Raw genomic sequence first — 11,323 nt, forward strand, 5'->3', positions numbered from 1 at the left:
TCAGGCCTGGTTCCGGCCTCCGCCCGCCGCCCGCCGACGCCCGCGGGCCAGCATGTTCAGGCCCTCGACCCCGGCCGAGAACGCCATGGCGGTGTAGATGTAGCCCTTCGGCACATGGGCGCCGAACCCTTCGGCGATCAGCGTCATGCCGATCATGATCAGGAAGCCCAGCGCCAGCATCACCACGGTCGGGTTGCGGGCGATGAAGGCCGAGAGCGGCTCGGCCGCCACCAGCATCACGATCACCGCCACGACAACAGCCACCATCATCACCGGCACATGCTCGGTCATGCCGACCGCGGTGATGATCGAGTCGATCGAGAACACGAGATCGAGGAGCAGGATCTGGCCGATGGCCGCGCCGAACCCGATCGTGCCGCCGACCGTCTTCTCGCCGGTCTCATCGTGATCGACGCTGTGGTGGATCTCCTTGGTGGCCTTCCACAGCAGGAACAGGCCGCCGCCGATCAGGATCAGGTCGCGCCAGGAGAAGTCCTGGCCCAGCACCGAGAAGACCGGCTCGGTCAGGTGCACGATGAACGCGACCGTGCCCAGCAGCCCGAGCCGCAGGATCAGGGCCAGCCCGATCCCGATCCGACGCGCCCGGGTCTGCTGATCGGCGGGCAGCTTGTTGGTCAGGATCGAGATGAAGATCAGATTGTCGACGCCGAGCACGACCTCCATCACCACGAGGGTCGCGAGCGCGACCCAGACGGCCGGCTGCGTGGCAAGCTGAATCAGGTCGGTCACGGCTCGGGCGTCTCGCTGGTCGGGAAGAGGCGGCTGCCGAGGGCAGTCAAGTGGAACGGGCCGGGGCGGCTCGCCGGGTCGGGGGCGAAGACCTGGAGGATCTTCGGGACGACCTTGAAATGGGCCGGCGTGTGCGTGGTCAGCTCGCCGTCGGTGTTCACCGGCCGGGGCTTGCGCGTCGAGATCTTGATCTCCCGCGTCTGGAAGGCGCGCACGTCGGCCGCGCGTCCCTGGGTGCCCCGGCGCAGGGCCGGCAGGAGAGCGATCAGCCGCCACCAATGGGCGACTTCGAGGCTGTAGAAATCGAGCTTGCCGTCATCGACCGTGGCGGCTTCCTCCACGGTCATGCCGCCGCCGTAGTGCCGGCCGTTGCCGACCGAGACCTGGATGGTGGTCACCTTCTCGGTCGTGCCGTCATGCTCGATCGTCACGGTGAAGGGCCGCACCCGGCGCAAGACCCGGATGGCCGCGACCGCGTAGCCGAACACCCCCCAGGTCTTCTTCGATTCGGCCGTGAGCTCGCCGGCGAGCTCGGCCGAGAAGCCGATGCTGGCGACGTTGAAATAATAATGGCCGTTGACCCAGCCGAGATCGACCGGCCGCGGCTGGGCGGTCGGGATGAACCGGGCCGCCGCCAGCGGATCCAGCGGCAGGCCGAGGGACCGGGCGAGATCGTTGGCGGTGCCCAGCGGCAGGATGGCGAGCGGCAGCCCGCTCTCCACCAGGGCCGGCGCGGCCATGTTCATGGTGCCGTCGCCGCCGCCGAGGATCACGAGATCGACGTCCTTGGCGCGGGCGCGGATCTCGTCCCGGCAATCGGCATCCGGCGGCGGCTCCACCGGCTCGATCCCGCCGGCGCGCAGGATGCTGCGCACCTCGTCGAGGTCGAGGCCGCCGTTGCGGGCCTTCGCGTTGCAGATCAGCAGCGCCCGACGCTGCCCCGCGCTCACCGGGGACTCCGATGCAGGTCTGAGGTCGCCTCGGTCTCGGGTGGGGCCACGGGAACCTCGATGTGCTGGGCGGCGGAATGGCCCGATGAGAACCTAGAACGGGCGACAGCCAAGATTGTCCCCGACTTGGTGGCAAAACGAGCGAGCGCAACCCCGTCATCCACGCAATCCCCGTCTGGTGCCGGCCCTGCGGATCGGCAGAGTCGTGGGCGCGCCCGGAACACCCGTGGAACCGCTTCGGCATGCGGGCGCGTTCTCATCACGTCCGCCCCGGCCGCCAGGAAGGCACCGATGTCCGCCACCATTCCCACCCCTGCCCGTGCGCTCGCGCTCGGCGTGATCCTGCCCCTGGCCCTCATCGGCGGTGCCGCGGCCCAGCAGCAGGGGGCGACGTCTGCCAGTTCCTGGGTCGATCCGCCGGCGCGTACCGCGGCGTCCGCACCGGCCGCCCCGGCCAAGGAGCCGACGAAGGCCGCGTCTCAGGAACAGGCCAAGCCGCCGGCGCAGGACCGGAAGCCGATCAGGCAGGCGGCCAAGCCCGAGCCCGCGGACGACGCCCTGCCCAAGGCCGCTTCGACCCGGGCCGCCGCCCCGAGACGGGCGGCCGCGCTGGAGCGCCCGGCCAGCCGCGAGCCCCTGCGGCGCCATGCGGCGCATCCCCGCCGGCTCGCCGACACGCCGGCCGCCATCGCCCCGGCGCCGGTCTCGGCGGCGTCCGCCGAGCGGGCCGCCATCGCGCGGGCGCTCGCGGCGAACTACCTCGCCACCGTCTCGAGCTCAGGCGAGACCATGGTCGGCGCGGCGCCGCATTTCTACGGGAGCCGGGTACGGTTCTACGGCCATCCGATCACCCTGGCCGGCCTCGTGGCCGAGAAGCGCAGCTTCGTCCAGCGCTGGCCCGAGCGGCGCTACGAGCCGCGGTCGATCCGCACCGCCTGCGATTCCGAGACCTGCACGATCCGCACGATCGTGGATTTCCGCACCGCGAATCCGGATCGCGGCGCCATCTCCACCGGGGCGGCCGAGCTGGTCCTGGAGGTGAGCTTCGCGGGGGCGCGCCCGGTGATCGTCGGCGAGAGCGGACGGGTCCTGCGCCGGAGCGTCCAGGCCGGCACCCTGGCCCCTTCGCCCGGCAAAGCGTAAAGCGGCATCCGTGCGGCGCACGGTGATGCCGGGATCGGGTTTATGACGTCTTCAACCGTGGCGGAACAGGAAGCGGCGCCGGCGCGTCCGGCGCTCGACGATCCGGAGCGCGCCGCCCTCCGCGAGGCGATCCGGACGGCGATCGCCCGGGCGCGGCCGCGCCCGGTCTCCGTGCGGACCCTCGAACTCATGGCCGAGGCGGCGATCGTGCCCGGGGCGTACGGCTACCGGGTGCTCGACCGCCACGGCGTGCCGCGCCTGCGCCCGGGCACCTCGGAGCCGATGACGCTCGCGGATTTCGTGGCCGAGCTCCAGGCGCGGCACCCGGCCCTGTTCCTGCCGGCGGAACCCGAGCCAGCCCCCGTACCGGTCGCGGAAGAGGCCAAGGATTCGCCGATCCTGACCGGCGCCTACGAGATGAAGGCGGCCACGGCCCGTTTCGTCGAGACCCAATCCGAGCGTGCCCGCTCGCTCGCCGAGCGCTCCTCGGTGCAGGGGCGGGTGCTGGCGCAGAACGCGGCCGGCCGGTTCGCGAGCCTGCGGACGGGCTTGCGGACGCGGTTCGGCCACCCCGTCGCTGAGGAGAGCGCCGCGCCCGAGCGCGGTTCGGACCCGGTCGCGGCGTGGAACGAGGGGCCGGGCCGGCTCGGCGAAACGTTGCGCGACGGCCTGCCCCGTCTGCGCGATCGGCTCGGCTTCGGCACCGGCATCGGGGATGAGAGCGGCCGTCGGCATCGCCGCTGGCTCGTGGGCGCGAGCACGGCCGCGTTGGTGGCGGTGGTCGCGGCGGGGCTGGTCCTGGCCGGTCGCGAGCCCGAACCCCCGCGGCCCGATCCCGCGAGCACCCCGACGACCCAGCCGACGCCGCCCCAGGCGTCCAATGCGCCGACGAATCCCCCGCCGACGGCGTCCCAGGCCGGATCCCCCCCCGCGGCCGCCGACACGGTGACGCCGCCGCCCGAGACCGGCGGCGAGCCCGAGCCCGACACGCCGCCGCCCGCGGCGAACGCCATCACCGGCCCGGCCCAGGTGATCGACACCGCGACCCTGAAGGTCGGCGGCAAGGTCGTGCATCTGTTCGGTGTCGAGTGGGTGCGGGGCGGCCAGGCGGACGAGCTGGCCCGCTACATCGGCGGACGCACGGTCACCTGCCAGCCGGCACCGGGCAGCGAGACCATGAATTGCCTGGTGAACGGGCGCGACCTGTCCGAGGTCGTTCTGTTCAACGGCGGCGGCCGGGCCTCCCCGGAGGCGAGCCCGGAACTCGTGGCGGCCGAGGACCACGCCCGCAGCGAGCGGCTCGGCGTCTGGAAGCGCTGAGCGGGGATCGCGGCATGCCCGGCGACCTTTTCGGCGTCACCGCGGACGGGCAGCCGGTCACCCGGCACGTGCTGGCCCGGGGAGCCTTGCGCGTCCACGTCATCGATTTCGGCGCGGTGATCACGGCGATCGAGGTGCCCGACCGCGCCGGCCGCAGCGCCAACGTCGTGCTCGGGCTCGACACGCTGGCGGGCTACGAGACCGTGAGCCCGAGCTTCGGCGCCGTGGTCGGGCGCTACGCCAACCGCATCGCGGGCGGGCGTTTCAGCCTCGACGGCCACACCTACCGGCTGCCGGTGAACGAGGGCCCCAACACCCTGCATGGCGGCGACCGGAATTTCGGAAACCATCTCTGGCACGTGGAGGCGGCCGACGGCACGAGCCTGACCCTGGCCCGGCGCTCTCCCGACGGCGAGGAGGGCTTTCCCGGCAATCTCGACGTCCGCGTGCGCTACAGCCTGCCCGAGGACGGGGTGCTGCGCATCACTTACGAGGCCGTGACCGACCGGCCGACGGTCCTGAACCTCACCAATCACAGCTACTTCAACCTCGCCGGGGAGGGGGCCGGCAGCGTCCTCGACCACGTGGTCCAGATCGAGGCCGACGCGTTCACCCCCACGGACGCGACGCAGGTCCCCACCGGCGAGATCCGGGCATTGGCCGGCACCCCGTTCGATTTCCGGACCCCGCACGCGCTGGGCGAGCGCATCCGGGTCGGCGATCCGCAACTGGCCTTCGCCAAGGGCTACGACCACACCTTCGTGCTGCGTGGCCCCGCCGGCACCCTGCGCCCGGCCGCGACCTGCATCGATCCCGCCAGCGGCCGGCGGCTCGACGTGGCGACCACCCAGCCGGCGCTGCAGCTCTACACCGGCAACAACCTGGACGGCACGCTGATCGGCCCCTCCGGCCGGATCTACCGCTCCGGCGACGGCGTCTGCTTCGAGACGCAAGGGTTTCCGGACGCCCCGAACCAGCCGGGCTTCCCCTCCGCGGTCCTGCGGCCGGGGGAGGTGTTCCGGGCGGTCACGACGTTCCGGTTCTCGGTGGCGTGAGCCGAGGGCGACCGATCACCCGACCGGTCCGTTCAGGCCCGGTGCCAGCGCCCGGAACCCGACCCAACCCCAATAGACCCGGTGGTGGGCGATGAGCCCGGCCGCGAGATCCATCACCTCGACCAGATCGACCTGATCGCCCTCCGGCGTGGCGCGGGGATATTCCCAGACGAGCTGTCGGCCGTCGGAGAAGAAAGTGCCGGTGCGGTACCAGCGGCCGAGTACGCTCCCGGGCTTGCGCAGCGAGGCATCGAAGAAGCCCCGGATCGCCGCCTTGCCCCTCAGGATCCCGGAGGCGCCGCCGCCCGATTCGGCAAAGACCAGCGGGCTCTCCAGGACGGCGTCCTCGGTATAGAGCGCCGTCAGACCGTCGATGTCGCGGCCCCGCACCGTCGCGTGCCAGCGTTCGTAGATGTGGCGGATGTCGGCCTCGGTGGTATCGGTCATGGCGGCCTCGGATCGGTGGCGATGACCGGAATCCTAAAGGCGGCTTGAGGCCGGATGCTTCGATGCGTGTCGAAGCATCCACGCCGCTCCGGTGGCAGGATGGGTCGGCTGCGCTGGAGATCGACCATGAATCCGCAACCGAGTCTCGCCACGGCGGCGTTCCTGATCGCGGACCCGGCGCGATCCCTGATGCTGATGCAACTGCTCGATGGCCGGGCGCGGCCCGCCGGAGATCTGGCCTGGGCGGCCGGCGTCACGGCGCAGACCGCGAGTTCGCATCTCGGCAAGCTGCTGGCGGGCGGCCTCCTGGCAGTCGAGACCCAGGGCCGCCATCGCTACTATCGCCTGGCCGGCTGCCAGGTTGCCCTGGCGCTGGAATCGCTCGCGGCGATCGGCGCGACGGGCCCTGTCCGGTCGAGGCCCTTAACCCGGGACGCGCGGGACCTCGGATTCGCCCGCTGCTGCTACGATCACCTGGCCGGTCGGCTGGGCGTCGCCGTCACGGGTGCCCTGGTGGAGCGGGGCTATCTCAGCCCCGCGGAGGGCCAGCGTTACGATCTGCCCGCCGCCGGCCTCGCCTGGTTCGCCGGCCTGGGCGTGGAGGTCCACCAGCTCAGGCCAGGCCGGCATGGGCTGGCGCGGGCGTGCCTCGATTGGACCGAGCGCGAGCACCATCTCGCCGGTCCGCTCGGCGTGCAGCTCATGCGCCAGCTCTGCGCGAAAGGCTGGCTGCGGCGCTCGGAGACGACGCGGGCCGTGCAGGTCACCCGACGCGGCTGGGCCGGCCTGAAGACCGAGCTCGGCCTCGATCCGCCCTAAGGTGGATCACGCGGCGAGGACCATCTCCTCGTCCTCCTGCGGCACCGGCACGGCGACCGCCGGGGCGGAGGGTTTCGGACGCCAGGTCTCGCCGAGCGCCAGGAGCGCGGCCTTGACCGCTTCGAGCTGCGAGGGCTCGCCCTCGGCCATGCCTTCGGCGGCGGCGACCTCCTTCAGGTACTCGTCCCAGGCCCACCGCCGCAGGATTTCGCGCTTCCCTTCGCGCAGCAGCCGCGGGTGGTTCAGCACGGCGGACGGCGTGGCGAAGACCGCCGCCGGATTGACCAGCGCCCGTTCCAGCTCCGGCCCGTCCGGAAAGCCCGGCTGCGCGGCCGGCGCCTGTTTCCGGCCGAGCACCACCCGAAGCGGCGCGCGTTCGGGGTGCCGCCGATCATCCGAGCGCGCCGCGCCGACCGGGCGCTTGCGGGGCGCCTCGGCGGGGTCCGGATCCGCATCGTAGTCGAGGCCCTGGCGCTCCGCATACGCGATGGCCTGCGCCCGGGTCGGGAAGGTGAGCCGGACATCCGTGGCGAGGGGGTCGCTGCCGCCGGTCCAGCCCATCAGCGGCTCGATCTCGGGCGGCGTCTCGCGCGCGAAGGTGAGGATCCAGGTGCCTTCCCGGGCGCGGCCCGAGGTCTCCACCGGACGCTGCTGGCGCCGGATCAGGGCCTTCCGGCCGGCGAGCCACGGGGCCGTGGCGATGAAGGCGGGGGGATTGTTGTGTCCGAGTCCGATCACGCGATCCTGAATGGTCGTCTGCATAATTGCCTCCCTGAAGCGGCGCCCGACAGCCGGGCCGTCGGGCGGCGCGATGGTGGTGATGCGGTGCGCTCAGGCGCCCAGCAGCCCGAGGCGCGCCGCGGATTGGACGCCGAAGCTCGCCGCGAAGGCGAGGAGGGCGGCGTCCCAGGCGGTGAGGTGCGTGGCATTGGCCGGCGGCCCGGCCCGGGTGATCGCGGCGCCGAGCCAGACGAAGCCCGACACGCTCAGCAATCCCGCCAGGACCCAGGGCATGGCCGGCGCCGGGCTGAGGGCCGCCAGGGCGAGGCAGAGGGCGGCGGACGCGATCCAGCCCGTGAGGGTGGACCAGGTCGCCCGCTCCGCCGCCTCGGCCGGCGGCGCGGCCCGGCTGCGCCGGAGCCGGGTCGACCAGCGATAGCGGTCCTTCAGGTCGAAGGTCGTCATCGATCGCCTCCGGGTCTCAGTTCAGCACGGCGTCCCGGGCCGCCGGGCCGCGCCGCAAGCGGCGGCCGAGCACCACCGGGATCCGCGACTTGCCGGTCGCCTGTCCGCTGGGCGCGGGCGTGCCGTCCAGTGCCTGGAGCGCGGCCAGGACGTCGTCGATCGGCACCGGCTCGGCGCGGCAGCCGGGCAGGCAGCGCAGCGTCGGGCAGGAATCCACGGCGCGCGCGTCCGAGGCCCAGGAGGCCAGGATCGCCCGCTTCTCGGCCCGCGACAGGCCGGGATAGGACAGGACCTCCCGGGGATGCCGGAACACGTCGCCCGGCGCCACGAAGGCCTCGAACGGGTCGACCGCGGTCGCCCTCAGATTGGCCGCGGCCATCGGGCCGAGGCGCTCGATATGCGTGTCGATCGGGGTTGTATCGATTGGCTGCATGCGACCCTCCTGCTCGTCAGCGAAGGCTGAACCGCTCGCCGCCCGGGGAATTGCGGTTCGGCACGGGCGAGCGCGTCAGACCAAGGACCGAGAGCCGGCCCCGGCCGCCAGGCGGTCGGGGCCGGCTCCAGGGCGGCCGGCACGGCCGGCAGGTCCTCGCTCGGTCGTCCTGCCGGTCCGGGCCGGCCACCGCGTCAGGCGTCGTGATCCCGCCCGAGCGGCGGCGCGCCTCAATGCGCCGTCTTCTGGCCGCCGTTGTTGCCGCTGTTGATGGCGATGCGGCGGCCCCGCTCCGGCGCCTTTTCCGAGCGCGGCAGCGTCACGGTGAGCACGCCGTTGCGGAACGACGCTTCGACCTTCTCTTCCTCGACCGGGAAGGGCAGGGCGATCACCCGCTCGAAGCGGCCGTAGCTGCGCTCCGAGTAGCCGCGCGCCTTGTCGGTGTTCTCGGCGCGCTTCTCGCCCCGCAGGGTCAGCACGCCGTCCTCGACCAGGAGCTCGACGTCCTTCTCGTCGAGGCCGGGAAGCTCGGCCGAGAGCCGCAGCCCGCCATCCGCCTCGACCAGCTCAACATTGGGCCAGCCGAAGCTGCGATTGGCCAGGCTCGGGACCGAGCCGAACCCGGTGAACACGTCGTCGAACAGGCGGTTCACCTCGCGGTGGAGCGTCAGGAAAGGATTGGCCGCCTCGTTCGACAGGGCGGTCGGCGCCGGGGTTCCGGTCGTGCGGTTCCACGGAATCAGATCTCTCACGCTCATAGGGACCTCCTTCAGTTTGGCATCATGGGCATCTCATGGGATCGACCGTCGGCGGCCCGCGGGCCTGCGGGCCCCCGAGGGATGGCGTTCGTCCAAAGCGGGGAACCCGGGCGGTCCGCGGATCGGGCGGCCCGGGCTCGGACCGGCCGCGATCAGGCGGCCTTGGCTTCGGCGACCCGGGGTTCGGCGGCCTTGGCCTGCGCGACCTTGCTCTCGGTGATCTGCGCGGGCGCGTTGTCCTGCCCGGACGTGGCCGTGACGCCGCCGATGGCGATGCGACGGGGCTTCAGGGCCTCCGGCACCTCGCGCTTGAGCTCGACGGTCAGGAGCCCGTTCTCCAGGTTCGCACCCACGACCTTCACGTGGTCGGCCAGGTTGAAGGTCTGACGGAACGTGCGGGCCGCAATGCCGCGGTGCAGGTATTGCCGCTCGTTCTCCGGCGTCTTCTTCTGGCCCGACACGAGCAGCACCGTGTCCTGCTGGGTCAGTTCGATCTCGTCGGGCGTGAAGCCCGCAACCGCCATGGTGATCCGATACTGGTCGTCCGCGACCTTCTCGATGTTGTAGGGCGGCCAGGCGGCCGTGGTCTCGACGCGCTCGGGCTGGTTCAGCAGCTCGAACAGACGGTCGAACCCGATGGACGACCGGAACAGGGGCGCAACGTCGTAAGTCCTCATAACCACATCCTCCATTGAGCAACGTGACTACAAGAGACGCCGGACACCATGGCCGGCGCCCAACAGGCGAGCTCGTTTCCGAGCCTCGCACGCGCGTAACGTTTGCCTTGCGGGGAGGTTCCGCAAGAGGGGCGATTTTTTTCGTGGGATTTTGGACTTCGACACGTGGGAAGCCCCTCGCCCCGCTTGCGGGGAGAGGGCCGCGACGACCTCGTCGTCGGCGCGGCGAGGCGGCAGCCGAGGGTGAGGGGGCGGTTCAGCGGGGCGCACGTCCTGAACCGCCCCCTCACCGCCGCTCCGGCTGCGCCTCCGCTTCCCGCACGGACGACGAGGTCCGTGCGGGCCTCTCCCCGCGGGCGGGGAGAGGGGGAACCCGCGCTTCGTTTGAAGATGGGTGAAGACCTTAGGCCTGCGGGAGAGCGGCCGGCTCAGCCCGCAGCCTCCTCCAGCAGGATCTCGCGCTTGCCGGCGTGGTTGGCCGGGCCGACGATGCCCTCGGTCTCCATCCGCTCCATCAGGGAGGCGGCGCGGTTGTAGCCGATCTGGAGGCGGCGCTGGATGTAGCTGGTCGACGCCTTCTGGTCGCGCAGAACCACCTGCACGGCCTGGTCGTAGAGGTCGCCGCCGGCCTCGCCGAAGGAGCCCTGGTCGAACACGGCGCCGTCGAGTTCCAGCTCGGCCGCGCCGGCCTTGCCCTTTGCGCCCTTCTCGGGGACGGCCTCCTCGTCGTCGGCGGTGACGGCGTCGAGATAGGAGGGGCGGCCCTGGCGCTTGAGGTGGGCGACCACGCTCTCGACCTCGCTGTCCGAGCAGAACGGCCCGTGCACGCGGGTCGTGCGCCCGCCGCCGGCCATGAACAGCATGTCGCCCTGACCGAGCAGCTGCTCGGCGCCCATCTCGCCCAGGATCGTGCGCGAGTCGATCTTGCTGGTGACCTGGAAGGAGATCCGGGTCGGGAAGTTCGCCTTGATCGTGCCGGTGATCACGTCCACCGACGGGCGTTGCGTGGCCATGATCAGGTGGATGCCGGCCGCGCGCGCCATCTGGGCGAGCCGCTGGATCGCGCCCTCGATATCCTTGCCCGCCACCATCATCAGGTCGGCCATCTCGTCGACCACGATCACGATGTAGGGGAGGGGGGCGAGGTCCATGGCCTCGTCCTCGTAGATCGCCTCGCCGGTCTGCCGGTCGAAGCCGGTCTGCACGGTCCGGGTCAGCACCTCGCCGCGGGCGGCGGCCTCCGAGACGCGGGCATTGTAGCCGTCGATGTTCCGCACCGCGATCTTGGACATCTTCTTGTAGCGCTCCTCCATCTCGCGCACGGCCCATTTGAGGGCGATCACCGCCTTCTTGGGGTCGGTCACGACGGGGGAGAGCAGGTGCGGGATGCCGTCATAGACGGACAGTTCCAGCATCTTGGGATCGACCATGATCAGACGGCACTCTTCCGGCTTCAGCCGGTAGAGCAGGCTGAGGATCATAGTGTTGATCGCCACCGACTTGCCCGAGCCGGTGGTGCCGGCCACCAGGAGGTGCGGCATCCGGGCGAGGTCGGCGATGATCGGCTCGCCGCCGATATTCTTGCCCAGGCACAAAGCGAGCTTGTGCTTGCTCTCGGCGAAATCCGTGGAGGCCAGGAGCTCGCGCAGAAACACCGTCTCGCGCTTGGCGTTCGGCAATTCGATGCCGATGGCGTTGCGGCCGGGGACCACGGCGACGCGGGCCGAGACCGCCGACATCGACCGGGCGATATCGTCGGCCAGCGCGATCACGCGGCTGGACTTGG

13 protein-coding genes are annotated in these 11,323 nt (G+C 71.7%); 4 read left to right on the forward strand and 9 right to left on the reverse strand.

What is annotated here, in order from left to right:
* Together WYO_RS14040 and WYO_RS14045 are read right to left on the reverse strand one after the other, a co-directional pair.
* Window positions 1-750, reverse strand: a complete 750-nt coding sequence (locus WYO_RS14040) for a TerC family protein (protein WP_007563463.1) — start codon at window positions 748-750, stop codon at window positions 1-3.
* Window positions 747-1,700, reverse strand: a complete 954-nt coding sequence (locus WYO_RS14045; protein ID WP_007563465.1) for a lipid kinase — start codon at window positions 1,698-1,700, stop codon at window positions 747-749. Before WYO_RS14045 ends, WYO_RS14040 begins: the two co-directional genes overlap by 4 nt.
* Before the next feature lie 291 nt (window positions 1,701-1,991).
* Between WYO_RS14045 and WYO_RS14050 the strand changes: the two genes are divergently transcribed.
* Genes WYO_RS14050 through WYO_RS14060 form a run of 3 tightly spaced genes read left to right on the forward strand, consistent with a single transcriptional unit; the run spans window position 1,992 to window position 5,218 of the window.
* On the forward strand, window positions 1,992-2,843 hold the full coding sequence (locus WYO_RS14050; protein WP_007563466.1) for a hypothetical protein: 852 nt from the start codon (window positions 1,992-1,994) through the stop codon (window positions 2,841-2,843).
* A 42-nt stretch (window positions 2,844-2,885) separates the two neighbouring features.
* Window positions 2,886-4,163, forward strand: a complete 1,278-nt coding sequence (locus tag WYO_RS14055) for a hypothetical protein (RefSeq protein WP_007563467.1) — start codon at window positions 2,886-2,888, stop codon at window positions 4,161-4,163.
* Between the two features lie 14 nt (window positions 4,164-4,177).
* Window positions 4,178-5,218 (forward strand): aldose epimerase family protein, encoded by a 1,041-nt coding sequence (locus tag WYO_RS14060; RefSeq protein ID WP_007563468.1) that lies wholly within the window; start codon window positions 4,178-4,180, stop codon window positions 5,216-5,218.
* 15 nt (window positions 5,219-5,233) lie between these two features.
* On the opposite strand, the gene WYO_RS14065 is transcribed toward WYO_RS14060, so the two are convergent.
* The gene (locus WYO_RS14065) at window positions 5,234-5,665 is read right to left on the reverse strand and encodes a nuclear transport factor 2 family protein (RefSeq protein ID WP_007563469.1); all 432 of its coding nucleotides are present in this window, start codon (window positions 5,663-5,665) and stop codon (window positions 5,234-5,236) included.
* A gap of 126 nt (window positions 5,666-5,791) precedes the next feature.
* Between WYO_RS14065 and WYO_RS14070 the strand changes: the two genes are divergently transcribed.
* The gene (locus WYO_RS14070) at window positions 5,792-6,484 is read left to right on the forward strand and encodes a helix-turn-helix transcriptional regulator (RefSeq protein WP_007563470.1); all 693 of its coding nucleotides are present in this window, start codon (window positions 5,792-5,794) and stop codon (window positions 6,482-6,484) included.
* A gap of 6 nt (window positions 6,485-6,490) precedes the next feature.
* Here WYO_RS14070 and WYO_RS14075 read toward each other — a convergent pair whose 3' ends face one another.
* The 6 genes from WYO_RS14075 to WYO_RS14100 all read right to left on the reverse strand — a co-directional run.
* Complete coding sequence (locus WYO_RS14075; RefSeq protein ID WP_007563472.1) at window positions 6,491-7,246, reverse strand: NADH dehydrogenase ubiquinone Fe-S protein 4; 756 nt, start codon at window positions 7,244-7,246, stop codon at window positions 6,491-6,493.
* 69 nt (window positions 7,247-7,315) lie between these two features.
* Window positions 7,316-7,669, reverse strand: coding sequence for a hypothetical protein (locus tag WYO_RS14080; protein ID WP_007563473.1), 354 nt, complete (start codon window positions 7,667-7,669; stop codon window positions 7,316-7,318).
* A 16-nt stretch (window positions 7,670-7,685) separates the two neighbouring features.
* Window positions 7,686-8,102: a hypothetical protein gene (locus WYO_RS14085; RefSeq protein ID WP_007563474.1), complete on the reverse strand. Its 417-nt coding sequence runs from the start codon at window positions 8,100-8,102 to the stop codon at window positions 7,686-7,688.
* A 230-nt stretch (window positions 8,103-8,332) separates the two neighbouring features.
* Window positions 8,333-8,860 (reverse strand): Hsp20/alpha crystallin family protein, encoded by a 528-nt coding sequence (locus tag WYO_RS14090; protein ID WP_007563476.1) that lies wholly within the window; start codon window positions 8,858-8,860, stop codon window positions 8,333-8,335.
* A 152-nt stretch (window positions 8,861-9,012) separates the two neighbouring features.
* Window positions 9,013-9,537 (reverse strand): Hsp20 family protein, encoded by a 525-nt coding sequence (locus tag WYO_RS14095; RefSeq protein WP_007563478.1) that lies wholly within the window; start codon window positions 9,535-9,537, stop codon window positions 9,013-9,015.
* 428 nt (window positions 9,538-9,965) lie between these two features.
* A partial coding sequence (locus tag WYO_RS14100; protein ID WP_007563480.1) for a DNA translocase FtsK occupies window positions 9,966-11,323 on the reverse strand: 1,358 nt, incomplete at its 5' end.

This window comes from Methylobacterium sp. GXF4 (genome assembly GCF_000272495.1).
Classification (GTDB): domain Bacteria; phylum Pseudomonadota; class Alphaproteobacteria; order Rhizobiales; family Beijerinckiaceae; genus Methylobacterium; species Methylobacterium brachiatum.